This is a genomic window from Prevotella sp. P2-180, assembly GCF_002251435.1.
GTDB lineage: Bacteria > Bacteroidota > Bacteroidia > Bacteroidales > Bacteroidaceae > Prevotella.
The window spans coordinates 138,793-163,937 of the sequence record NZ_NPJI01000090.1; the positions used below are offsets into that span (position 1 = coordinate 138,793).

A 25,145-nucleotide genomic window follows, 5' to 3' on the forward strand; every position below is an offset into this window, starting at 1 on the left:
TATGAGGATATTACTTTTAGGTGAGGCAAGCTTTGTACATAGCACATTACGTAAGGCGTTTGAGGCTCTTGGGCACGATGTGACACTTGTGTCCGCGGGTTGTATATGGGATTGTCCTCGTGATATTGATGTGGGCAGGGATATGCGTTGGGGCAAATTAAGTGGCTTGAAGGTTATTTGGAAGATACTTACAAATCTGACTGTGTTCATTGGCAACGACATTGTTCAGATGAACGACTTCCACACCATACCGTTGAAGTTAGGATGGAACAAGCTTTTCTTCAAGTTCATAAAGCGCTTTAACAAGAAAGTGGTGAGAGGATGTTGGGGAGACGACATTGTTGTGTTTGATGCCCAAGCCCAAGGCGTACTTGCCTATTCCGACACTCATATAGGAACTAAAGCCATAAATGTAGAGGAAAACAAATGGAGAATAGAAGAACAGCATCTGCCGGAGTTTTTGAGTTGTTGTCGGTATGTAAATAAGCATGCAGACGCTTTTGCCGCCTGTCTTTATGAGTACTATATGTACTATAACAAGGATGAATATCGCCCAAGACTGCATTATCTGCCCCTACCCATTGAGATACCCGATGAGAAGAATATCAGTGTGAAAGGCGAGCATTGGCCCATAAAGGTGCTTGTAGGCATACAGAAGCGTAGGGACTTTATAAAGGGAGCAAGCATAATAGGTGAGCTTGTTGAAAAGATTGCGGCAGAACATCCCGACAAGGTTGTTGTAAACAAGGTATATGATGTACCGTATATAGAATATTGCAAAATACTCGAAGAAGCCGATGTATTGGTAGACCAGTTATATTCTTATACTCCCGCCATGAACTCGCTTGCCGCCATGGCTCGTGGAACAGTTGTCATTGGCGGTGGCGAGGAGGAATATTACGACTTTATTGGAGAGAAAGAATTACGTCCAATAATTAATGTTCGTCCTCATGATGATGAATACAACCTAAATGTTCTGCGTAAAGCTTTGCTCACTCCAGGCTGGATAAGCAAAATGTCTCGTGAGAGTGCCGCTTTTGTGCGCAAGCATCACGACTATATGAAAGTCAGTAGGCAGTATATAGAAGTGTATGATAGACTGTTATCATAGTTAATTGCCATTCATGAGGGTTTTCTACAATATCCATTAGAATAAACCATATATGGAGCATGGAATCTGTTTCCTAACCTCTGCGTTTTCCGTCAGAAGCCTTCTGATGTACATCAGAAACCTTCTGATATACGTCCGAAGCCTTCGGACACACATCCAAAGGCTTCGGACGAAGAATTCAAAGGTAGGATAACAAAATGTTCGTTACTTCCCCTTTTTTACATGATAGAAAAACATTTTAAACAACTTGCAGGAACATTTCAGTCCTAACAGGTCCAACGCCAAAGACTTTACCAGCCCTTGAAATCCTCCGTAAGTATGTGGTACCACCTTAAGCGATGGTATCAAGATTTCGCCCGACTGTATATAAACATAGAGTTGTATGTTATACATGTCCATATAAAGCTTATGCCATCGTCTGTCGCGGATGTTGATTCCATGCTTTTGGACAATATCCATCTGAGCCTTAATCAGCTCCGAATAGCTGTCCATCGAAGCCATCAGGCCGTTTGGATTCCAGTAATACTTGTATGCTCCCTGCGACGTTGTGGCTATCACCGGATTTCTTCTTAATATCTCACCAATCATCCACATGTCTTCAAACCTTCTCTTTTGTATAGGAAAGCGAAGATTCACAAAGAGTTCATTCTTGAATATCTTGTTCCACATCCAGCAATGGTTACAACCATTATCTGCCAGCCAGTCCATGCAGTTGTGATAAACATGATTGCCTACGTTGAGGAAACATTCATCATAATATCCCGCGTGTTGCAGGACTGAATACTCCACGATGTCGAAATCTGCATGAATTTCGAGCATTTCGATAAGTGGCTTCAATGTGTCTGGCGCCAATTCGTCGTCGCTGTCAACAAATGTAACATACTCGCCTTTCACCACATCCAATCCATAGTTTTTTGCCTCAGAAGGACCGCCGTTTTGCTTGTGTATCACGGAGATTCTTTTGTCATTTCTTTCCCATTCATCCGCCAAGAATCCACTGTTGTCGGTAGAACCGTCATCCACTATTATTATCTCGCAGTCGTCAATATCCTGCGAGAGAACACTCTCCAAGCAACGCCCGAGTGTGTTCTCATTGTTGTATAAAGGAATGATAATACTAAGTTTCATAATAATAATAATGCAGTTTGGTATATACTATATTAAATATTTTATGATTTTTTGTAAAGAATGTACTATGATGTTGTCATATACGAGCGACGGGGCGAAAGTATGAAACGGGAATAACAGTATAGTAAAAATATAAACCCATGGGTTATTGAATACCGTATAAGAATTTAAGCTATTGATTATTTTGTCTGATGTGTTACCTATAATATTTGTCACATATACCTTATATCCATTCATTTTTGACATGTGGAATATAAAGAAAGAAGTGTATAGGCTCATTGGGATGGTTCTTCCATAATCACATGAAAGAAACGTAAATATTGGCAGCTGTATGAAAAGTTGAAACAGTAATATTCTGCTTATTTCATATTTATCGATATTCTCACATAATCTTTTGCCTTCTCTATATACAGATGGCACATAAGTACATAGGAAATAGGCAAGAGAGAAAACTATGATAAGTGTAATAATTGTCCATAATGGCATATTATCACGAAAAGTGCATTCATAATGAAGTGAAAACACTTCTTTGTTTGTCAATCCAAGAAATTGAATGGCAAACCCGATATTTTCATTTTGAATATCCACATATTGCGATAAATATGGCAACCATGATTGCCATATATCATTTACTTGATTGTCTGTTCCCCTGAATATGCAAGATAAAACCATACATAGTATAGGTATCAAAAATATGAACAAAGAATTTTTAATATTCTTCTTTTTGTTCCAATATTGCAAAACTAATACAGGAACCATTACAAAGAATATTGGTTCGTAAATGGTAATGCTGACAGACATTATCATTATCGATATTATAAGGCTATTGATTCCATTGTCCTTTAAGTATCTGAAAAATAACTTATATGAAAGATAACAAAGACAAAGCATCATGAAATCTCTTCTGTAAACAGTCAGTGAAGTTGTACTGCAAACTATTGGAAACATAGCTCCAAGTATACTCCATTTATACTCGTTGAATATTTTAATAATAAGATAAAGAAATAATACATAAAAAAATGCCTCAATTAATACTATTGCATATCTTATGTCGAATGAATGAATATGGTTTGCCCATAATAAACATTGGCCAATGAGTCCTCGCCTCACAAAACCACCTTCATAGTTTATCATCCAATCACTTATCTCATATGTTTCATAATCCGGGATATAAACGAAGGAATATATGGCTACAAAGCAAATAATGGCAATAAAATATATTGTCAGAATATTGTTTACGTAATATGCTTTTTCGTCACTGATATTCATTCTCAAAATTATTTAGGAGGCAAAGATACAGTTTCTTTTTTATATAGCCAAGAGAAATTGTAAAATATCCACTATTTTTTAATAGAAATGCTTTGACAACTGGAATAATCTTTGTACCTTTGTCTCGATAATAAAGAGAATGAATACTTTATTCACCAATATTGATAATTATGAACACTCAAAACAAAGCTGATAATATACAATGTTTAACGAGAGTTAGAAACTTTGGAAAAAATTTGTTATGTAACAATTCTTTTTCCACTAACAGTTTAAGGCTTATAAAATTCTGTTTGTATATTACATTCTTTTATGGTGTTACATTATTATTAGCTGAGTTTTATGACAATCCATTTTCAAGCATCGGCGATTTTGCCATTTTGGTGTCACACTGGTTAATGATTGAGGTTGTTGTCTTTGGACTCTTTTACATAATAAGTATCAATAAATACGTATTTAGCGTGTCATTTCCAATAATTATGGTATTATCCACCATAATAGCATATTATCGCTACACTTTGCATTTGACATTAATGCCAGAGGTAATAGAACTATTGCTGGAGAATGACTTACGTACGAGTATCGACTTAGTCAGTTGGCAACTTATTTTGTGGATTATTATATCTTTCACTGTATCTTTCTTTGTTACTATCCACAGATTTCGTATCAAGCAAATTCCATGCAAATGGTTTCACTGTATTATATCTTTTCTTATAATATTTGTGCCATTGAATATGGAAATGTCAATTAATGCTATTGCAAAAAGAATACCTTATTCCATATTTTTTACTGTAGTAGAATATATAGATAATCATAGAAGTGTAGCATCAGAAAGACCGGATTTTGACGGACTTGTAAAATGTAACACTGATACTATGACTGTCGTTTTCATTATTGGAGAATCCTTGAGGGCTTCGAGTATGCAGATTAATGGATATGAAAGAGAAACCACTCCCTTACTATGTAAAGAAAAGAATGTTGTTTCAATGTCAAATATATATAGTGATTATAATTTAACCCATCTCAGCATACCTCATTTTATGACCCGATCTGACGAAAGACACCCTGACAGGGCTTATACCGAGCGTTCTTTCGTATCGTTGATGAAACATGCTGGTTTTTCTACTGCGTGGCTTGCAAATCAGGAGAGTATAAAGAGTTTCTTGTATTTTATGAAGGAGTGCGACAGACTCAAGTATGTTAGCAGTGGAAAGGTGTCATATATTTATGACAAATGGCTTGATACAGATTTGTTGCCTTACTTAGATGATGAACTAAGGCGTAAAGAACCACGCAAACTGATAATACTTCATACCGTTGGTTCTCATTGGTATTATAACACTCATTTCACTGATGAGTATCAAAAATTCATTCCTGTCACAAACAGCAAAATATTATCCTCAAACACATTCGAACAAATTCGCAATTCATATGATAACACCATATTGTTCTCTGATTATTTTTGGAATCAGGTAATAAAGAGATTGAAAAAAAGGAATGCTGTTTTGATTTATTTATCAGATCATGGTGAGTGCATGGGTGAAGACGGTCATTTTATTCATGGTAGTGTGGATAATGAACCTCAACATTTGCCTGGTTGTTTTGTATGGTATTCTGATATATTCGCCAGTAAATACCACGATAAGGTTGATGCTTTGCTATTTAACAAAGACAAAAGATATAAGTCTTATTTCTTGTTTCATAGCATTCTTGATGCCGCAGATATAAAGACTGAATACATTGACAATCACTTGAATATATTCACAAGATGACTTGTATCCATTTACCAAAAATATAATCCTTTGAATATTGTTTGCCTATAGTCAAGGCATGCGTGCCATATTCCTTTCTCTGTTCTTCTGATGCCATCATTTTCATAACTGCTAGAATATACTTTTTGTAGTTATCTTGTTCTACAATAAGGCCATTATATTCGTTGGTAATAATATCGCTCGCACCATAATGGAAGTTGAAAACCACAGACGGCAACCCGCAGGCTTGGGCTTCTATTAGAGTCATGGGAAGTCCCTCGTAGCGTGATGTCATAAGATGAAGACTATAATGCGGATAAATTTCCATAATATTGTTGTTTCTGCCACACAGCTTCACTTTGTCCTCAAGATTCAGGTTGAGTATCTGCTGCTGCAACGATTCCCTACACGACCCTTCGCCATAAATGTCGAGTTGCCAGTCAGGATACTGCATTGATATTTCCTTCCAACAGTCGATAAGTATGTCAAAGCCTTTCTGTTTCTCCAGTCTTCCTACAGCTATAGCTTTCCTTACGGAATAATCCTTAGCGTATGAAGTAACTTCGTTTATGTAGTTGGGAATAATATCCACTCTCTTGGCATGTCTGAACTGCTTGGCATCTTCGCTTGTGAGACAAACAATTCTTTCTGCCTTTAATTCTGTGAGGAAAAACAACCGGTTAAAAGGATTGAAGTTTCTTGCCAGATGCGATTCATATATCTTCCTCGCATTAGTACGACAGAATGGCAACAAGATGGCTCCTAAGGTTGTGGTAAAGAATATGATGTCTGGGTTAAGTCGATTAATAGTATTGTTCAACCGGTTGATTGCAGTAAGCATTGTATTCATGCGACTTAATAGTCTTGACACAGCATTGTTGGTTTTCTTGGCAAATGGAACATCAAGATGTATCAATTTTATTCCATCCATAAGATGATAGTGTTGCGGACGGATGTCATGATACACAGATATAAGTGTCACGTTATGGTGATATTGGGTGAATAGTGTGTTTGCCTTATCACTTACAATACGTTCCACTCCACCGTTTTCAGAATAATCTTCTATAACGTATATGATGTTCATGTTTAGTGAAATTATTAATATAGATTAGCAATATTCTTAATTATACTCCATCTGAATTTCATCTGTTGCCATATAGAGTATTTGCTTCCTTTGCCATTACAAGAGATAGTCTCCTTATGTCTACGGAATAAAATGAGTTTGTCTGGTATGAACTTCACATTGTATTTATAAGCAGCAACATTGCCTATCCATATATCGTGCATAGGAATGTCTTTGGGGAATGGCAGTGATGCCTCAAGTATATTGCGCCTGAAAGCCATACAGCAGCCTGTATAACCGTTTTTCCATACAGTGTTGTATATGTGTCCTTGTCTTACTTGCATAATGGCATAGAGTGAAGGATATAATGGATTTAGATTACTGTCTGTCACTTCCGCATCGCTCACCACACAATCATACTTCTGCAACCATTTCATGCACACCTCTACCTTATTCGTTTTCCAAACGTCATCCTGGTCTGCAAGAAAAATATAGTCTCCTTTTGCTTCTTTCAAAGCGTTTTCAAAATTGAATGTTGGCGAATGTTTGCGTGGCCCTTCAATTATTCTTATCCTTTTGTCACCAATACAATTGATTATTACAATTGTCCCATCCGTTGATCCGTCGTCAGACACAATGATTTCGTCGTCAGAGGACAGTTGGCATAATATAGAGTCAATCTGTTCTCTGATGAATTTTTCACCATTATATGTGGCGACACATACTGAAATCATGGCAATCAGTTTACAATTACGACTTTACAAACAGTACCTTTTTTTCCATCATTTGTTGCTGTATTCACCATATACACACCTGAGGCCACACGCTTGCCTCTAAGGTCGTTGCCATCCCATTGGAATGATCCTCCTGTGCTTCGTCCTTGGGCAACGAGTGTGCCATTAGAACTGGTGATTTTGACATCTGAATTTATTGACAGACCGGTGATATTAATCATTCCTTTATATTCTGGAGTTACTGGATTAGGATAAGCCCAAACATTGTCGCTATCCATTTCTTCGTTTGCCTGAGTTGCCTCGCTATGATATGAGCATAGTCCGCTTTCTGTGCCTATATACACAATGCCTGTTCTCTCGTCTATGGTAATGCTTTGTACGTTGTCGGACAACAAAGGACTGTTTGAAGCCGTAAAATGCTTCTCTTCCACCATATTGTCTGCACTTATAAGGTATACTCCACTGCCATCAGTGCCTATCCACTTGCGGTTAGCATTGTCTATCGCTATGGCAGTAATATTCAGTCCTGACAACAGGTAGTCGGCATAGTTTGTTCCATCGTTTCGCGGCACTTTCACTTGATAGAAACCTTTGGTAGGGTCTTTCTTATATTCTTCTGTAAGTACAAACAAACCTTGGTTAAGACCTACCCAAATATTTCCTTCGTGGTCTTCTGCAAGACTATAGCATCGTTCAACATTGGAAATGATGGCACCATCCTCGTTTACGAAATTGGAATATTCTGTGAGTTTGTCAGTGGATAAGTCATAACTGTATACAGCAGTATGATTCCAATAGTCACTGTATATCCATAACTTGTTTTCTGAATCAATACTCATGAATTTCAAATTTTCGTTGCCTTCTGTAGGATTAAATTTATCTATTTCTGTCCAGTTGTTGTTTGAATCAAGTTTTAATAATATATTATTGATACTCTCACTATTCGCTACATAAAGGTCGCCTGTTTTGGAATAAAGGAGCGAAGTTACCATTTGATAATTCACATGTCCCTCAAGACCATCTACAAAAGATATGGGACTGTTTTCATTATTATAGTATTTGACAAGTTCCCCGTCGTAAAACTCAAAAAGACCGGCTGACATTCCTGCCATTACGTGCCTAGAGTCTCTTGGGTCTACATCTAATGTCAAAATATCATAATAACGAATTCCATATTTTTGACCTATCCCTTCATTACTATATGCAGTCCATTCATCTTTATCAATATCCAACACTTGTATTGAAGCTGGTTTTCGGGTATCCCACATGCCTCCATTACATGTATACAGTTTGTTCTCATGTATCTTCATATACCCGAAATAGTTGTATTTCGGCCCTCCGGGCTGAAGGGTTTTCACGAGGTCGATGTTTTCTTCGTAGGCGGTGTTGTCGGTGGAGAAGATGGTTTGGGGCCAGGAGGTGACTTGGGCCCAGTTGGACTTGTCTATAAGGTTTGAGGACAAAGAGGCCTTGTAGGTCTTGTTTTGGGCTGTACGGGCATATATGTTGTCGTTGTCCACTCCTATCTTGCTAACCTGAAGTCCGAGCATGTATGACTCTGAAATCTCCACCTTGTTGAGGTCGAGTTTCACGCCACCGAAATTGGTGGCCAAATAGGCATAGTGGCCATTCATGGTTATGCTATTGATGGTCTTGTCTTCTGTCATAATCTTGTTGTACAAGTCTGAAATGTTCGACACGTTGCCTTGCAAGTCCATGAGGTCGATATTTGAGTTGTCGTAGACTATTAATAGTTTTTTTGCGGCTGTGTTCCAACCGATATTGATAATGTTCACGTCGTTTAGACCTGTTACCTTGTCGAAGGTCTGGATGCTTTGGTCTGCTTTGTTGTAAAGATACAAAGAGTTGGAGGCGCGAACAAAGAGCTGCTCCCCTACCCTTTCAATCTGTTGTGGGTCACTGTATGACAGATATATTTTCCAGTCGCCTATGGCTGCATTTGCGACTGTCGTAACAAGTAGTGTCAGGATGTAGAAGAGCTGTCTTTTCATAATGTCTTTATATAGTTTGAAAGTTTTGCCACGGCACGTGCCCTGTGGCTAATGGTGTTCTTTATATCGTTTCCAAGTTCTGCGAATGTCTTGTCGTAGCCTTCGGGCTGGAATATGGGGTCGTAGCCAAAGCCCTCACCTCCCCTACGCTCTGGTATTATCTCACCTTCTACGATACCTTCGAAGAGTGTGAAATGAGAGTGAGGAGTGAGAATGAGGCAGATGACAGTGCGGAAACGGGCCTTGCGATTGCCTTTTCCTTCCAGTTCTCGTAATAGTGTTGTCATGTTTGCTTCTGAGTCATGGCTTTCGGCTTCAGGATTTTTCACTGCTGCATATCGTGCGCTATACACTCCTGGCTCTCCGCCAAGTGCTTCTACCTCAAGTCCGGTGTCGTCGGCAAACACATTGCAGTGGTATTTGTTATATATATACTCTGCTTTCTGACGTGCGTTTTCTTCAAGAGTACAGCCTGTTTCAGGAATGTCGTCATGGCAGTCTATGTCGTTGAGCGACAGCACTTCAAACTTCTCGCCGAGAATATTCCTTATCTCGTCGAGCTTATGCTTGTTGTTTGTTGCAAATACTATTTTCATTGTTCTTTCTTCTTTACTTTCACTTTTATTGCGTCAAATCCTTCGCCATAAACGCCAATTACTGAGCTTTGGCTTACAAAGGCATTGGGGTCGATGGTTTTTATCAGACGGAATATCTGGAGGCTTTCACGCTTCTTGGCAAGCAGGCATATCACCTTTGTGGGCTTGCCTGTCCAGTAGCCATGACCATCGAGAATGGTGAGCGTGTGTTCTGTCTCGCGTGTTATGGCATAAGCTATCTCCTGGTATTTCTTTGAAAAAATGAGGAACTGCACTGACTGTCGCTGCCAATACATCACGTAATCGAGCATCAGACACTCTATAAACATCGTGCAAAGACCAAATACAACCATGGTGCAACGGTTTTGCAGAGGACCGAAACTATCGATGAACAAAGAGCTGCCAATAATGCATATATCAATGATTATCAACGCTTTTCCGAGCGAGATGTTATGATACTTGTTTATTACAGCAGCCACGATATCCGTACCGCCGGTGCTTCCGTTGTTAAGAAACACAATGGCGAGTGCCGTACCGGTGAGCATACATCCTATGACAAGCGACATGAAATCGTTACCTTCCCCCAACAGCTTATAGAAATGTCCGTCGGGCTGTACCACGATGTCCTGTGCCACTTCAAGGAAGAAGGTCAGGACAAATGTGGCATAAATGGTCTTTGTAAGAAATTTCCACCCAAGTATTTTCAATGCCGCCACGATGAGCACTGCATTGATTATGAAGAAGGTGTACTGAACAGGAAATTTGGTGGCATAGAATATGATGGCTCCTATACCCGATATTCCGCCTGTTACTATTTCATAGGGCAAGAGGAACACTGTGAAACCAAATGTATATAACATTAGACCAAGAGTTATGTTCACATAATCTCTTATTTCATAAATTATTTCCTGTCGTGTCATGATACTATTTTTTTAAAGTTGACAAGTTGACAAGTTGACGAGTTGTTACCGCATTCGCAAATAACTTGTCTACTTGTTTACTTGTCAACTTGTCAACTAAATAATTACTCGTCAACTTTACTTCACAACGATATTCACTATCTTTTTCGGAACGATGATGACTTTCACCACCTTCTTGTCGCCTATATATTTAGCAGATTTCTCGTCTGCCAAGACTGCTTCCTCTATTGTCTTGTTGTCGGCATCTGCTGCAAACTGCATTTGGAAGCGTGCCTTACCATTGAAAGAAACAGTGAGCTGCATGCTGCTCTCTACGAGATAGCTCTCGTTGAACTGTGGCCAGGTGGCATCACATGCACTGCCTTGCTCGCCAAGGGCATGCCACAATTCTTCTGCAATATGTGGTGCAAAAGGACAGATAAGGGCAACGAGGTCTTTCAGTACAACCTTGCTGCGACACTTTGACTGTGCCAGTTCGCCCACTGCTATCATAAAGGCAGAGATACTTGTATTGTAGGAGAAGTGCTCAATGTCGAATGTCACCTTCTTTATGAGCTTGTGGAGACTCTTAAGCTGCTCTGCCGTCGGTTCGTCGTCGTTGGGAAGGAATTCGTCGTCACGATTATAGAAGAGCGCCCACAGCTTCTTCAGGAATCGGTGGCATCCGTCAATACCATTTGTATCCCAAGGTTTCGACTGCTCAACGGGACCGAGGAACATCTCGTACAGACGTAATGTGTCGGCACCATATTTCTCTACTATCATATCAGGATTAACCACGTTGAACATCGACTTGGACATCTTTTCTATAGCCCATCCGCAGATATACTTGCCGTCTTCGAGTATGAATTCTGCATTTGCATATTCAGGACGCCACGCCTTGAAAGCCTCAAGGTCGAGCTGGTCGTTGCTTACTATGTTCACATCCACGTGGATAGGAGTAACCTCATACTGGTCTTTCAGTCCTAATGACACAAAGGTTGGATGGTCGGCTCCTTCTTGGTTGATACGGTAAACGAAGTTGCTTCGTCCTTGTATCATACCTTGGTTGACGAGTTTCTTGAATGGCTCGTCGGCACAAGAGTAACCACTGTCGTAGAGGAACTTATTCCAGAATCGGGAATAAATCAAGTGACCCGTAGCATGCTCAGTACCACCGACATATAGGTCTACGTTCTGCCAATATTCATCGGCTTCCTTACCCACAAGAGCCTTATCGTTCTTCGGGTCCATATAGCGCAGGTAGTAAGCTGAAGAGCCTGCAAATCCTGGCATTGTGTTGAGTTCCAGAGGGAATATGGTCTTGTTGTCGATAAGCGACTTGTCGACAACTTCTTCCTTCACGGTATCCCATGCCCAGCACTTGGCTCTTCCCAATGGAGGTTCGCCTGTTTCTGTTGGCTTATACTCGTCAATCTCCGGCAAGAGCAGTGGCAGTTTCTCCTTCGGAATCATATAAGGCATGTTGTCCTTGTAATAAACAGGGAACGGCTCTCCCCAGTATCTCTGACGAGAGAAGATTGCATCGCGCAAACGGTAGTTCACCTTTACACGACCAAGATTGTTCTCTGTTACGAATTTCTTTGTTGCGGCAATAGCCTCCTTCACGGTCAATCCGTTGAGTGAGAAACCATTAAGAGCCTCTACCCCACTCTTTGGCGAGTTTTCCACAATGCCTTCCTTTGCGTCGAAGCTCTGCTCGCTGACGTCGGCTCCCTCAATGAGAGGGATGATGGGCAGGTTGAAATGCTTGGCAAAGGCATAGTCGCGCGAGTCGTGTGCTGGAACTGCCATGATGGCTCCAGTGCCATATCCAGCGAGTACATATTCTGAAATCCAGATAGGAATAGCATCGCCTGTAAATGGATTTACTGCGTATGAGCCTGAGAATACGCCAGTTACACGGTGGTCGCTGATGCGGTCGCGCTCTGTGCGCTTCTTTACGTATGCTATATATTCATCCACAGCGGCACGCTGCTCGGCTGTGGTCAGTTCATCCACCAGTTCGCTCTCTGGAGCCAACACCATAAATGTCACACCAAAGATAGTGTCGGCACGGGTTGTGAAGATAGTGAAATGCTTGTCGCTGTCCTTCACCTTGAACTCCATCTCGGTACCTTCCGAACGGCCAATCCAGTTGCGCTGTGTCTCCTTCAGAGAGTCGGTCCAGTCGATAGTCTCCAGTCCGTCAAGCAGACGCTGTGCATAAGCCGACACCCTGAGACACCACTGGCGCATCTTCTGCTGCACTACGGGATATCCGCCACGCACACTCACTCCATCAACAACCTCGTCGTTGGCAAGCACTGTTCCGAGCTTAGGACACCAGTTCACCATTGTCTCGCCGAGATAGGCAATACGATAGTTCATCAGCACCTCTTGCTTCTTCTTCTCTGAGAATGAATTCCATTCTGATGCAGTGAAATGCAATTCCTCTGTGCAAGCAGCTGATATATTCTCCGTTCCCATCAGTTCGAAATGCTCAATGAGTTTGATAATGGGTTGAGCCTTCTGTGATGCAAGACTATAGTATGACTTGAACATGCGGATGAAGGCCCACTGTGTCCAATGATAATAGTCGGGAGCACATGTGCGCACTTCACGGTCCCAGTCGAATGAGAATCCTATCTTGTCCAACTGCTCTCGGTAGTGGTTGATATTGGCCACTGTAGTAATTTCCGGATGCTGTCCGGTCTGTATTGCATATTGTTCTGCAGGAAGACCATATGCATCATATCCCATTGGGTTAAGCACATTGAATCCCTGTTGTCGCTTGTAGCGTGCATATATGTCACTTGCAATGTAGCCAAGCGGATGTCCCACATGAAGTCCTGCTCCGGAAGGGTAGGGGAACATGTTGAGAACATAGAATTTTTTGCGGTTTTTGTCCTCTGTAACTTTGTAGGTCTTGTCGTCGACCCACTTCTTCTGCCATCTTTTCTCGATGTCTCTAAAGTTGTATTCCATTATATCTTAAATTGTTTAAGTTTTCGTTTCACACTATAAAATAGTTGTTGTTGTGTGCAAAGTTACAACTTATTCTTTATATATAATGTATTTAGATGCAGTTTTTTTTGTTTTTTTCTCCTTTTTGTTTTGTTTTTAGCCCGACTTTGAGTAATTTTGCAGTCCAAAGCAAATTTTTATATCGTTTATGGCAAAGAAAGACAACGAACTTACTCCGATGATGAAGCAGTTCTTCGACCTTAAGGCGAAACATCCCGATGCGGTACTCCTGTTCCGCTGCGGCGACTTTTACGAGACTTATTGCGAAGACGCTATCACTGCATCGAAAATACTTGGCATCACTCTTACACGCCGTAACAATGGTGCATCGGCAGGGTCGGAGATGGCAGGATTTCCACATCACGCTCTCGACACTTACCTTCCTAAACTGGTGAGGGCGGGTAGGAGAGTGGCTATATGCGACCAACTGGAAGACCCTAAACTGACAAAGAAACTCGTAAAGCGAGGCATCACCGAGCTTGTCACTCCCGGTGTAGCCATGAACGACAATGTACTCAACTATAAGGAAAATAACTTCTTGGCCGCCGTACATTTCGGAAAGACAGCCATGGGAGTATCGTTTCTTGACATTTCCACCGGAGAGTTTCTTACAGGAGAAGGCACTCCCGACTACGTTGAAAAACTTCTCACAAATCTTGAACCAAGGGAAATACTCGTAGACAGGGTAAAGAAAAAAGACTTTGACGAGTTATTCGGACAAAAATACTTTACATACGAACTTGACGACTGGGTGTTTACAGAACAGTCGGCCATGGGTAAGCTCACAACCCACTTCGAGGTAAAAAACCTAAAAGGATTCGGTATCGACCATCTGAAAAGTGGCATTGTTGCTGCTGGAGCAATACTACAATACCTTGAGATGACCCAACACACCCACATCTCACACATCACTTCCATCGCACGATTAGAAGAGGAGAAATACGTGCGACTCGACAAGTTCACCATCAGAAGTCTCGAACTGGTGCAGACTCTACAGGATGACGGCACATCACTTCTCAACGTTGTAGACCAGACTGTTACTCCTATGGGAGGCCGCATGCTGCGTCGCTGGCTCGTCTTCCCACTGAAAAACCAACGCCAAATAACCGATCGCCTCGACATGGTGGAATACTTCTTCCGCGAACCGGAGTTCCGCGAACTTACTGACGAACAACTACATCGCATAGGCGACCTCGAACGAATCATATCAAAAGTGGCTGTGGGAAGGGTGTCGCCACGGGAAGTGGTACAGCTGAAAAACGCACTTGAAGCTATACAGCCCATAAAGACAGCATGTCTCTATGCCAAAAACGAAGTACTGAAAAGGGTAGGGGAGAGACTAAACCTCTGCGAGTCTATACGAAAGAGAATTGCAAAGGAAATAGAACCTGACTCACCACAGCTCGTAAACAAGGGCGGAGTGATACGAGATGGTGTGAACGAGGAACTCGACAAACTAAGACAAGTGGCATACCACGGAAAGGACTACTTGCTGAAAATACAGGAACGAGAACAAAAAGAAACTGGTATACAGAGTCTTAAGGTAGGTTATAACAATGTGTTCGGATACTATCTCGAAGTAAGAAACACTTACAAGGAAATGGTGCCTGAAACATGGATAAGAAAGCAGACACTGGCCAATGCCGAACGATATATCACACAAGAACTGAAAGAATATGAGGAAACCATACTCGGGGCAGAGGAAAAAATTTTGTCGATCGAAATGAGACTCTTCAACGAACTTGTAATGGCCATGCAAGAGTTCACGCCCCAGATACAGATAAACGCAAACCTAATAGCACATATAGACTGTCTGCTCTCGTTCGCAAAGACTGCGGAGTTGCATCACTACATCCGTCCTACCATCGACACTTCCGACGTGATAGATATTCGCCAAGGCCGACATCCTGTAATAGAGACACAACTGCCACTGGGAGAGAAATATGTGCCTAACGACATCATGCTTGACTCAGGACAACAGCAAATCATGATAATTACCGGACCAAACATGGCCGGTAAGTCGGCTCTGCTAAGACAAACGGCACTCATAGTGCTGATGGCTCAGGTGGGAAGCTTTGTTCCAGCCGAAAGCGCAAGGATAGGTCTTGTAGATAAAATTTTTACACGAGTAGGGGCAAGCGATAATATATCATTAGGCGAGTCAACATTCATGGTAGAGATGACAGAGGCATCAAATATTCTTAACAATGTCACACCAAAGTCACTCGTGCTTTTCGACGAACTCGGACGAGGCACGTCTACCTACGACGGCATATCCATTGCCTGGGCCATAGTGGAATATCTCCACGAACACCCAAAGGCACAGGCCCGAACACTCTTTGCCACACACTACCATGAACTCAACGAGATGGAAAAAAACTTCAAACGCATTAAAAACTTTAATGTAAGCGTAAAAGAAGTAGAAGGAAAAGTAATATTCCTCAGAAAACTAATGCCAGGAGGAAGCGAACACTCCTTCGGTATACATGTGGCTGAGATAGCAGGTATGCCGCGTAGTATAGTAAAAAGAGCTAATACCATACTCAAACAACTCGAAGCTGACAACGCCGGAGTGGGAAGCACTGGGGCACAGAAAATAGAAGTGACCAAGAAACAGGAAGGCATGCAACTCAGCTTCTTCCAGCTTGACGACCCCGTGCTATGCCAGATTCGCGACGAAATACGTGGACTCGACATCAACAACCTCACACCAGTAGAGGCACTCAACAAGTTAAACGAAATAAAAAGAATACTTAATTGAAAAACAATCACTATACAGCACTCATTAGACTGGGAACACCGGTGGTGATAGGACAGATAGGTAATCTTGTGCTGAATTTCGCAGATACATTCATGATAGGCCACCATTCCACAATGGAACTTGCGGCGGCAAGCTTCGTTAACAATATATTCGTGCTTGTCATACTGTTCGCCCTCGGCTTCAACTTTGCACTCACTCCCATCATCGGACCTTTCATAGGACGTGAAGAACACGACAAGGCGGGTGGAGTGATGAAGGCGGCTGCCTATGCCAACACCATGCTTACCATTGGACTTGTTGTTTCGGCTGTGGCATTCTATTTCACACTGCCATTCTTCGGACAACCCGACGAACTGTTGCCTCTGATGAAACCTTATCTCTTAGTGAACATATTATCTATACCATTTGCCGTGGCAGGCTGCCAGTTTAAACAGTTTTTCGACACCATCGGACGTACAAAGGTGTCGATGTATGTACTTGTATCCGCCAACATCTTAAATATTGTGGGCAACTATGCCTTCATCTACGGACATTGGGGTTGCCCGGAATTAGGACTTCTCGGAGCAGGACTGTCCACAGCCGTTTCACGCATAGTCATCGCACTTTCGTTTTTCATCATTTATGTCAGGAGCAAATCTTGCAGAGTATTCTTCAACGGTACAGTCAATGCCAAAGGTTGTGAGGTGAAAACTCATTTCAGAAAGATAAATACACTCGGATGGATGTCGGCCATACAATCTACCATAGAGTGTGGAGCCTTCTCTCTCGTGGCTATATTTGTTGGCTGGATAGGCACAAAACCCCTTGCTGCCCACCAGGTTATGATTACCCTTTCAATGTTCTTCTACAATATATATCTTGGCATAGCCACGGCAGTGAGCATCCGCGTGAGCCATTTTGTAGGTATGCAGGAACGACAAGCCATAATAGAAGTGACAAAGAGCGGGTTCTTCATCATCATCGCCATAGCCACAATCATGGCTATACCAATCGTACTCTTCCGTCATGACATAGGCTCTGTGTTCAGTTCCGACCCATTGGTGGGACAACTCGTGGCGGCCACAGTCATTCCGCTCATAGTCTATCAGGTGAGCGATGCCTTCCAGTGTTGCCTTGCCAACGCCCTGCGCGGACTTGGCGAGATGCGACCAATGATGTGGGCTGCCTTCGTGGCCTATTTCTTGGTTTCACTGCCACTAAGCTGGTTTCTCGGCATAAAAATGGGCTTTGGACTTGTGGGTATTTGGAGTTCATTCCCCGTATGCCTCACAGTGGCAGGATTGTTATACTACATAATATTCATAAATAGTCTTAGGACAAAACAGATGACATAGAATAAAAAAACAGAATAGAACAAAAGTTTTTCAAAATCCATATACGACTTTCGGGGAAATATTGTACCTTTGCCGAAAAATAATGCATAAATAAATGGCACAGGGACAAGTACAAATAAACAAACAGCAACAAGAGCAGAAACTGACAAACAGTGTAAGTCAGTTACAACTGCTGCAGGCAAAACTCTCAGAGCTGCCTTTGACACAACTTGTTGACTACATCAGAACAGAAATGGACGACAATCCAGCTCTGGAAATGGTGCTGCCCGACGACCATGTCGACAACCATGAAGACAACTACGACAACCATGACATTGACACCGATAGCGAAAGTGACAATGCTGAGGACTTTGAAACCGAAAGAGAAAGAGAAGAAAGACAGTCACAACTTAACGATGCACTGAACTCTCTCGCACAAGACGACGACGAGCTTCCAGTATACACCAGCCAAAACCAATCCAATGGCATGACTTACGAACAAGGCGAGACTTTCTACGACTCTCTGACAATGCAAATGATGGAAACAGAATTGTCGGAAAAGGAAAGACAGATAATGGAATACATCATTGGATCGCTCGACAGCGACGGATGGCTAAGAAAATCTACTATTGCCATTGCCGACGAACTCACTGTATTTAATGATATTGACGTTAACCAACGGGAAATAGATGTAGTGTTGAAAAAACTGCAGGACTTCGACCCTGCCGGCATTGGAGCTCGCTCGCTCAAGGAATGTCTCATGCTACAGATAAAAAGACGGGACGAATCACTACTGAAAGAACAAATGACAAAGGTGGTGGAGGAATACTTTAATGATTTCACAAAAAATAATTGGAAAAAAATAAAGACCGCTCTTAAACTCAACGACGATGACACAGCAAGGCTAAGACACGAAATGGTTAGGCTAAACCCTAAACCAGGCACCATGACTGGTGGATGGGCGGATAATGACGCCAGACAAGTGACACCTGATGTATATATAGACACTCACGACGATGGTTCTGTCACCTTTGCACTCAACAATGGTGACATGCCAAACCTTACCATCACTCCATCGTTTCTCGATATAGTACGCCAAAACCAAGGCAATAGTGGAAACATGAGCCGACAAATGCGAGAGGCACTAATATATGCCCACAACAAGGTTGGACTTGCACAAAGACTCATCGACGCCATAAAAATAAGACGTAACACGCTCACATTGGTGGTAAAGGCCATAATACATTGGCAACACGACTACTTCGTCGATGGTGACGACTCATCAATACGCCCCATGAAACTAAAGGATATAGCTGAGAAAACCAATCTCGATATATCTACCGTGTCAAGGGCATGCAACGGAAAATATGCTCAGACCAACTGGGGTATACTGCCTTTCCGCCACTTCTTCTGTGAAAGCTACGTGGCTGAAAACGGCGAGGAATTGTCGAAAAACAATATAAAGAAAATACTACAGGAAATAATTGACAAAGAAGACAAAAACAAGCCGCTAAGCGACGACAGTATTGCTAACATACTGGCAGACAAAGGGTTTCCTATTGCTCGACGAACCGTGGCAAAATATCGTGAACAACTCGGAATACCTGTGGCTAAGATGAGAAGATGATACACAAGAATAAATGAATTTTTTTATTATTTGAGAAATATGAAATTCAACAAGAATATTATTATTGCCTCAAGGGTTGTGAGCATGGTGTTCACACCTTTCTACCTGCCAACGCTCGGACTCCTTGCGCTGTTTTCATTCAGCTACCTGAGTCTGCTTCCGTTCCAGTATAAGGCAATAGTCATAGCCATAGTATATTTCTTCACCATACTATTGCCCACACTACTTATCCACGTTTATCGCCGACACCAACACTGGAACCTTATAGAACTTGGACAACGGGAACGACGCATGGTTCCATACGTTTTGTCTATATTGTGTTATTTCACTTGCGTTTACATCATGCGCTCACTCCATATTCCACATTTTATGTCGAGTATAGTGGTTGCAGCACTCTGCATACAGATTATCTGTGCCATAGTGAATGGATGGTGGAAAATAAGCACTCACACAGCTGCCATAGGCGGTGTAGTGGGAGCCCTTGTGGCCTTCGCGGCCATCTTCGGATTTAATCCTCTACCATGGCTTTGCATAACAATCATTATTGCCGGAATTCTCGGCACAAGCAGGATGATACTGCGACAGCACAGCCTAAGCGAAGTGGTATCGGGATTTCTCGTAGGAGTATTCGTAGGATGGATTGTTTTAGTAATATAATAATAAAAAATACAGATATGAAACCAGTAGTAAGCATTATCATGGGCAGCACCAGCGATCTGCCTGTAATGGAAAAAGCATGCAAGTTTCTCGATGAGATGCAGATACCTTTCGAGGTGAACGCTCTCTCGGCTCACCGTACTCCAGACGCGGTGGAACAATTCGCACGTGGCGCTAAAGAACGTGGAATAAAGGTTATAATTGCTGCAGCAGGAATGGCGGCAGCTCTACCTGGTGTGATAGCGGCATCTACCACACTGCCTGTCATCGGAGTACCTATCAAAGGTATGCTCGATGGTCTCGACGCAATGCTCAGCATTATTCAGATGCCTCCTGGAATACCTGTAGCCACCGTTGGAGTCAATGGTGCTCAAAATGCTGCTATTCTTGCAGTGGAGATGATTGCTATTGCCGACAATGAAACGGCTGAAAAACTGGCAGCATACAAGGCTTCCCTAAAAGAAAAAATTGAAAAGGCTAACCGCGACCTTGCGGAAGTGAAATACCAATACAAGACAAACTGATATGATTGACTTGTTTAACTATAGAAGAAGAAACACCTCCATCACTCATGTGGGTGACACTCCCATGGGAGGCGATAATCCTATTCGCGTACAGTCGATGACCACTACTGCCACTACCGACACAAAAGGTTCTGTGGCTCAAACAAAACGTATTGTCGACGCGGGTGGCGAATACGTAAGACTTACAACACAGGGTGTGAGAGAGGCTGAAAACCTCCGTAACATCAACTCCATGTTACGCAACTCTGGATATACGGTGCCTCTCGTGGCTGACGTGCATTTCAACCCTAATGTGGCTGACGTGGCGGCTTTATACGCTGAAAAGGTGAGAGTGAACCCTGGTAATTACATAGATCCAGCCCGTACATTCAAGCATATTGAATACACCGACGAGGAATATGCAGCCGAACTGAAACGTCTTGAAGAGCGCTTTACCACATTCCTCGATATTTGCCGCAAAAACAATACGGCAGTGAGAATAGGTGTAAACCATGGATCTCTTTCTGATAGAATAATGTCACGATATGGCGACACTCCTGAAGGTATTGTTGAGAGCTGCATGGAGTTTTTGCGCATTTGCAGAAAACAGAATTTCAACGACGTGGTGATTTCAATAAAGGCAAGCAACACTGTGGTGATGGTACGCTCAGTAAGACTGCTCGTCGACCAAATGGAGAAAGAAGGACTCTGCTATCCGTTGCATCTCGGAGTAACTGAGGCTGGTGAAGGAGAAGACGGAAGAATAAAAAGTGCTGTGGGCATTGGCGCATTGCTGGCAGATGGTATAGGCGATACTATCAGAGTTTCGTTGAGCGAGGAACCCGAGGCTGAAATTCCTGTTGCCTTACACCTTATTAAATATATAATAGGCAGACAGGGACATACAATGATTCCAGCCACCACTGCAAAAAACTTCGACTGGCTGCGACCAGAACGTAGAAAGACTGTAGCAGTGGAAAATGTGGGAGGCGACAAAGTGCCTGTGGTTATAGCCTCATCAAAAGCCAACTCAAATGATTCATTCACTCTTAACCCTGACTTCATATACGTTGGTAGTGAAATGCCTGTCAATAGGGTAGAGGGACAGAAATACATCGTAGACTTTAATATCTGGAAAGGTGAAACAGATACATTCCCCATCTTTCCATACAACGCACTGCCGTTTGTATCCCAATGTCAGGCAACAATTAAATTCGTGGTTTTGCCATACGGAGCACCATCGGAAGAATACATAGCCTGTCTCAGGCATAATCCTCAGGCTGTGGTGGTGAGCGTAAGCAACCATCAAAATCGTCTTGGAGAGCAACGTGCACTGGTTCACGACCTTATGAATCATGGAGTGAACAATCCTGTAGTTTTCTGCCAAGCATACAAGCATAGTCAAGAGGAAAAAAGTCTATTCCAGTTAGAGTCGGCAGCCGACATGGGTGCCCTGATGATGGATGGACTATGTGACGGTATTTGGCTTATGAACGATGGCAGTCTCGCTCTCACAGATATTGTAGACACTTCTTTCGGTATACTTCAAGCTGCCCGACTTCGTACAACAAAGACAGAATACATCAGTTGTCCTGGCTGTGGACGCACTCTCTACGACCTTCGATCCACCATAGCCAAAATAAAGGAAGCCACAAGCCACATGAAAGGACTAAAGATTGGCATTATGGGATGTATTGTCAATGGTCCGGGAGAAATGGCTGACGCAGACTACGGATACGTTGGAGCCGGTCGCGGAAAAATCTCCCTCTACCGAAAAAAGGAATGTATAGAAAAAAACATTCCTGAAGAGGAAGCAGTGGAAAAACTACTGAAGCTGATAGAAGAAGATAGGGAGGGAGTTGTGTAAGGGAGTTATGATGGGGAGTTATAACTCCTCATTTTAACTCCTTTTCCTATATACAAAATGCAGCAACGTGAAATTCACCGGCACTGCAACGGCAAATACAAACCATGGAGCTATCACCTTGTCGATGCCTATGGATATGAACGCGTTGAACAAAACCATATGGATAAGATAGTTCACAAGATGACTGCCACCAAAGCCAGCCACGTTTTTCAGCGAAACGCGCGATTGGAATGTGAAATAGGTGGTCATGAAGAAGTTGCATACGAGACTTACCACATATCCCACTGTGTAAGAAAGGTTTAGCCACAAACTGCTGTCAGACATCAGCTGTACGAGATAATATACTGCATACTGGATGAGCGTTGCCACTACACCAACTATGCAGAACCTTATAAACTCCTTCCGCTTTTGTCCCCTTTCTCCACTTTCAGTTTCTTTCATCGTCCGTTCACCATTATAATCTTGTTTTTCCAAATATATGCTCCTGGGCGCAGACCTTTAGTGTTGGTGGCATTCTTCCTTACTGTCACTCCCGAAAGCGTCAAAATGTCTGAAGCCTTGGTTTCGTCGCAACTTACCCCGCCCACCGACGTATCGTCTTTAAGTATAGCCTCAATGGTGGTGGATGTTGCATTGGTCATGGTAAAGGTGTAACTCTCGCCATCCACCTCTTTGGTCTCCTTTTTAGTTCCCGTCACAGTGGTCACTGTCCATCCTTTCACCCTTTCAGCATTACCTTCCACAGTAAGTTCCTTTCCAGTATAGTATTTTCCGTCGAATATTGGTCGGCTAAGCTCTATACCGTTCATCTTAATAGTTACTCCCTCAAGTTCTGTTTCATCTGTATTGCTGTTCACCTTAAGTACCGAAGGCTTGCCTGCTCCATAATAGTCGGCCACCATATCATAGAAATAGTTGGCACGCTTTGCTATGAAGCTGCGGGCTGAAGAAAGTTCATCAGAATAGTTTGGCCACCACTGGTTGAAGAGTTTCCTGTGATTAGGATATTCATATTTTATCATCTCATACATAGGATCCCATACTTCTCTCGTGCCACGCTCGTTAAGGAAGTCTCCCATATATATGGCGGCCCTGTCGAGGAATTCACGCTTGAAGTCGTCGGTTTTCATTAACTTACGAAACAGCAAAGTATGTTCTGGCTGGTTAGCCCATGCTGTATTAGAGTCATATTTGTTGTCGTTCACCCATTTTATTGTGTTGTAGTCTGGCTGTGTACCATAGAGACCTAGTCCGAAGTCGGTGTCTTTCATTATCCAGCGCCATCGTCCATCCTCAGTGCGTGGTCTCCACATCACAATATTGTTTCCCGGGAAGTCACGATTGTTGAAGAAGAGGTTAGTGAGCATGAGGTTAAGGAATTCTGTAGTGTCCATCCATTTCTCGTATTCCTCTCTCGAGTGTCCATTTTCTTTGTAGAATTCCTTGAAGGCATTGTAGTTTTCCATGTCTCCTTCTTTCAGCTCATACCAGTTTTCTATCATGTCGATGTCTTCCAGCCCATCATAGTTGCTGTATATATTGTCTTCGTTGCTTCTCTCTCGTATGTTTAGCATTCCCTTGTATTCACCGTTTATATATACTATAGCTGGATGCCATGCCTGCCAGTCAAGGTCCACATGCTGTGCCACGGTACGCTGGATTATTGCGTCGCGCATGTAGAGATAGTCAAAGTCGTTGCCAGCATTACGAAGGGCAAGCGACTTGAAATCGGTAATGCCTGGACGCTGGTCTGGGAAGAACTCGTATTTGAAACGTTTCTCTCCAAAGCGCTTGTTGGCATATATGGCAAGCGACTTCAGTGCGGCCGATCTTGTGGCTCCTCCCATCACTCTTGTCTCACAAAGCTGGTTCAGCTCGCTGTCGGTACTGGCTGAAGTGAAGAATTCGAGGTTTATAGGCCTACGCCAGTCGTACTCATAGTTTTTTTTGCCACTGCTATAGCTTCCGTCCACATATATTCCTATCTTAGAATCATAAAAATATTTTTTGTCTGTAACTATAGATATTACAGGCAACGTAAGTCTTCGTGGAAAGAATATGTAGGAATGGGTGGTGGAGCGGGGCGAGAGTTTGTCGTCGGCAAAAAGTTTCGCGCGCACCACTGTAGTTTTCGATATTGTTATAGGGTTTACATATTTTTTGCTACTACTTGTAGGTTCCGTTCCGTCTGTAGTATACCTTATCTCCGCTCCTTCCGTTCCTTCGGGCAGTGAGAGCTGCAAGGCGTAGAGCGTTCCGTTTTCCATCACACATCCTTTCTTGCTGAATACAGGTTCTCCAAGCACGTCTTTCAGTGTCTTTCCACAGTTGGTCTTTCCAGGAGTAGGTTGTGCCTGATAGCCCCAATCAGCAGCTCCGTCAGTCTTTCGTCCGTAAGCAATATTTGGTGCTGGCTGCTTTTTCAGACCCTCTATCTTGTCTGCCAGCGTATTGTTGTAATATAGATAAACTGCACATCCCTTTCCCGACTCTAATCTGAACGGAGTATGCAGTCCTTTCTCCTCTTTGTCACAGTACACCATGACATATTCTCCAGGCTTCACTATTCTCGACGGCAGTATCCATGCAGTTTCGTCATTATCTTTGTCGTTGATGGAATAATGCGAAAGATTCACCTTCTCACTACCGGCATTATACAATTCTACCCACGAATCGGGAAATTCGTTGATATCGTCCATAACGCAATCGATGTTCGACTGCATTATCTCGTTAATCACTAATTGTGCCTGGGCAGTATTACACATTCCTGCAGCAAGCATAGTGGCAATGGCAGTATTTCTCAACTTCATAAATTTAATTATTAAAAAAA

Annotated in this window: 18 protein-coding genes; 8 read left to right on the top strand and 10 right to left on the bottom strand. The window is 42.5% G+C overall.

Annotated features, from left to right (window positions below):
* Position 1: 1 nt before the first annotated feature.
* A complete protein-coding gene (locus CIK98_RS12715) occupies positions 2 to 1,111 on the top strand; it encodes a glycosyltransferase (RefSeq protein ID WP_141210542.1) in 1,110 nt (369 codons plus the stop codon).
* Positions 1,112 to 1,315: 204 nt separating this feature from the next.
* Here the strand turns inward: CIK98_RS12715 and CIK98_RS12720 are convergent, their stop codons facing one another.
* Positions 1,316 to 2,239, bottom strand: coding sequence for a glycosyltransferase family 2 protein (locus CIK98_RS12720; RefSeq protein ID WP_094384786.1), 924 nt, complete (start codon positions 2,237 to 2,239; stop codon positions 1,316 to 1,318).
* A gap of 27 nt (positions 2,240 to 2,266) precedes the next feature.
* Positions 2,267 to 3,508 (bottom strand): hypothetical protein, encoded by a 1,242-nt coding sequence (locus tag CIK98_RS12725; RefSeq protein WP_094384788.1) that lies wholly within the window; start codon positions 3,506 to 3,508, stop codon positions 2,267 to 2,269.
* 170 nt (positions 3,509 to 3,678) lie between these two features.
* Between CIK98_RS12725 and CIK98_RS12730 the strand changes: the two genes are divergently transcribed.
* Positions 3,679 to 5,277 (top strand): phosphoethanolamine transferase, encoded by a 1,599-nt coding sequence (locus tag CIK98_RS12730; RefSeq protein ID WP_094384790.1) that lies wholly within the window; start codon positions 3,679 to 3,681, stop codon positions 5,275 to 5,277.
* Here the strand turns inward: CIK98_RS12730 and CIK98_RS12735 are convergent.
* The 6 genes from CIK98_RS12735 to leuS form a co-directional block, all read right to left on the bottom strand.
* A complete protein-coding gene (locus CIK98_RS12735) occupies positions 5,267 to 6,340 on the bottom strand; it encodes a glycosyltransferase family 4 protein (RefSeq protein ID WP_094384792.1) in 1,074 nt (357 codons plus the stop codon). The two genes, CIK98_RS12730 and CIK98_RS12735, sit on opposite strands and share 11 nt — an antisense overlap.
* Positions 6,341 to 6,354: 14 nt before the next feature.
* Positions 6,355 to 7,053, bottom strand: coding sequence for a glycosyltransferase family 2 protein (locus CIK98_RS12740; protein ID WP_094384794.1), 699 nt, complete (start codon positions 7,051 to 7,053; stop codon positions 6,355 to 6,357).
* Between the two features lie 5 nt (positions 7,054 to 7,058).
* Positions 7,059 to 9,065, bottom strand: a complete 2,007-nt coding sequence (locus CIK98_RS12745) for a T9SS type A sorting domain-containing protein (protein WP_094384796.1) — start codon at positions 9,063 to 9,065, stop codon at positions 7,059 to 7,061.
* Positions 9,062 to 9,661 carry a non-canonical purine NTP diphosphatase gene (locus CIK98_RS12750; protein WP_094384798.1) on the bottom strand — a complete coding sequence of 200 codons (600 nt, stop codon included), beginning with the start codon at positions 9,659 to 9,661 and terminating at the stop codon, positions 9,062 to 9,064. Before CIK98_RS12750 ends, CIK98_RS12745 begins: the two co-directional genes overlap by 4 nt.
* Positions 9,658 to 10,581 (bottom strand): YitT family protein, encoded by a 924-nt coding sequence (locus CIK98_RS12755; RefSeq protein ID WP_094384800.1) that lies wholly within the window; start codon positions 10,579 to 10,581, stop codon positions 9,658 to 9,660. Before CIK98_RS12755 ends, CIK98_RS12750 begins: the two co-directional genes overlap by 4 nt.
* A 117-nt stretch (positions 10,582 to 10,698) precedes the next feature.
* Positions 10,699 to 13,548 carry a leucine--tRNA ligase gene (gene leuS / locus CIK98_RS12760; RefSeq protein WP_094384802.1) on the bottom strand — a complete coding sequence of 950 codons (2,850 nt, stop codon included), beginning with the start codon at positions 13,546 to 13,548 and terminating at the stop codon, positions 10,699 to 10,701.
* A gap of 187 nt (positions 13,549 to 13,735) precedes the next feature.
* Between leuS and mutS the strand changes: the two genes are divergently transcribed.
* From mutS to CIK98_RS12790, 6 genes are all read left to right on the top strand, one after another.
* Positions 13,736 to 16,348: a DNA mismatch repair protein MutS gene (gene mutS / locus CIK98_RS12765; protein WP_094384804.1), complete on the top strand. Its 2,613-nt coding sequence runs from the start codon at positions 13,736 to 13,738 to the stop codon at positions 16,346 to 16,348.
* On the top strand, positions 16,345 to 17,682 hold the full coding sequence (locus tag CIK98_RS12770; RefSeq protein ID WP_094384806.1) for an MATE family efflux transporter: 1,338 nt from the start codon (positions 16,345 to 16,347) through the stop codon (positions 17,680 to 17,682). Before mutS ends, CIK98_RS12770 begins: the two co-directional genes overlap by 4 nt.
* A gap of 94 nt (positions 17,683 to 17,776) precedes the next feature.
* Positions 17,777 to 19,288 carry an RNA polymerase factor sigma-54 gene (gene rpoN / locus CIK98_RS12775; protein ID WP_094384808.1) on the top strand — a complete coding sequence of 504 codons (1,512 nt, stop codon included), beginning with the start codon at positions 17,777 to 17,779 and terminating at the stop codon, positions 19,286 to 19,288.
* Between the two features lie 39 nt (positions 19,289 to 19,327).
* Positions 19,328 to 19,945, top strand: coding sequence for a phosphatase PAP2 family protein (locus CIK98_RS12780; protein WP_094384810.1), 618 nt, complete (start codon positions 19,328 to 19,330; stop codon positions 19,943 to 19,945).
* A 17-nt stretch (positions 19,946 to 19,962) separates the two neighbouring features.
* The gene (purE, locus tag CIK98_RS12785) at positions 19,963 to 20,469 is read left to right on the top strand and encodes a 5-(carboxyamino)imidazole ribonucleotide mutase (RefSeq protein WP_094384812.1); all 507 of its coding nucleotides are present in this window, start codon (positions 19,963 to 19,965) and stop codon (positions 20,467 to 20,469) included.
* 1 nt (position 20,470) lies between these two features.
* Positions 20,471 to 22,315: a 4-hydroxy-3-methylbut-2-en-1-yl diphosphate synthase gene (locus tag CIK98_RS12790; RefSeq protein ID WP_094384814.1), complete on the top strand. Its 1,845-nt coding sequence runs from the start codon at positions 20,471 to 20,473 to the stop codon at positions 22,313 to 22,315.
* Positions 22,316 to 22,348: 33 nt separating this feature from the next.
* Here the strand turns inward: CIK98_RS12790 and CIK98_RS12795 are convergent, their stop codons facing one another.
* Both CIK98_RS12795 and CIK98_RS12800 read right to left on the bottom strand, forming a co-directional pair.
* Complete coding sequence (locus CIK98_RS12795) at positions 22,349 to 22,756, bottom strand: GtrA family protein (protein WP_094384816.1); 408 nt, start codon at positions 22,754 to 22,756, stop codon at positions 22,349 to 22,351.
* Positions 22,753 to 25,125, bottom strand: a complete 2,373-nt coding sequence (locus CIK98_RS12800; RefSeq protein WP_094384818.1) for a CotH kinase family protein — start codon at positions 25,123 to 25,125, stop codon at positions 22,753 to 22,755. The genes CIK98_RS12795 and CIK98_RS12800 overlap by 4 nt, the downstream gene beginning before the upstream one ends.
* Between the last annotated feature and the right edge of the window lie 20 nt (positions 25,126 to 25,145).

Bases quoted from the DNA above. Each gene is read 5' to 3' on its own strand.
- CIK98_RS12715 (WP_141210542.1), top strand. From the start codon at position 2: ATGAGGATATTACTTTTAGGTGAGGCAAGCTTTGTACATAGCACATTA.
- CIK98_RS12720 (WP_094384786.1), bottom strand. From the start codon at position 2,239: ATGAAACTTAGTATTATCATTCCTTTATACAACAATGAGAACACACTC.
- CIK98_RS12725 (WP_094384788.1), bottom strand. From the start codon at position 3,508: ATGAATATCAGTGACGAAAAAGCATATTACGTAAACAATATTCTGACA.
- CIK98_RS12730 (WP_094384790.1), top strand. From the start codon at position 3,679: ATGAACACTCAAAACAAAGCTGATAATATACAATGTTTAACGAGAGTT.
- CIK98_RS12735 (WP_094384792.1), bottom strand. From the start codon at position 6,340: ATGAACATCATATACGTTATAGAAGATTATTCTGAAAACGGTGGAGTG.
- CIK98_RS12740 (WP_094384794.1), bottom strand. From the start codon at position 7,053: ATGATTTCAGTATGTGTCGCCACATATAATGGTGAAAAATTCATCAGA.
- CIK98_RS12745 (WP_094384796.1), bottom strand. From the start codon at position 9,065: ATGAAAAGACAGCTCTTCTACATCCTGACACTACTTGTTACGACAGTC.
- CIK98_RS12750 (WP_094384798.1), bottom strand. From the start codon at position 9,661: ATGAAAATAGTATTTGCAACAAACAACAAGCATAAGCTCGACGAGATA.
- CIK98_RS12755 (WP_094384800.1), bottom strand. From the start codon at position 10,581: ATGACACGACAGGAAATAATTTATGAAATAAGAGATTATGTGAACATA.
- leuS (WP_094384802.1), bottom strand. From the start codon at position 13,548: ATGGAATACAACTTTAGAGACATCGAGAAAAGATGGCAGAAGAAGTGG.
- mutS (WP_094384804.1), top strand. From the start codon at position 13,736: ATGGCAAAGAAAGACAACGAACTTACTCCGATGATGAAGCAGTTCTTC.
- rpoN (WP_094384808.1), top strand. From the start codon at position 17,777: ATGGCACAGGGACAAGTACAAATAAACAAACAGCAACAAGAGCAGAAA.
- CIK98_RS12780 (WP_094384810.1), top strand. From the start codon at position 19,328: ATGAAATTCAACAAGAATATTATTATTGCCTCAAGGGTTGTGAGCATG.
- purE (WP_094384812.1), top strand. From the start codon at position 19,963: ATGAAACCAGTAGTAAGCATTATCATGGGCAGCACCAGCGATCTGCCT.
- CIK98_RS12790 (WP_094384814.1), top strand. From the start codon at position 20,471: ATGATTGACTTGTTTAACTATAGAAGAAGAAACACCTCCATCACTCAT.
- CIK98_RS12795 (WP_094384816.1), bottom strand. From the start codon at position 22,756: ATGAAAGAAACTGAAAGTGGAGAAAGGGGACAAAAGCGGAAGGAGTTT.
- CIK98_RS12800 (WP_094384818.1), bottom strand. From the start codon at position 25,125: ATGAAGTTGAGAAATACTGCCATTGCCACTATGCTTGCTGCAGGAATG.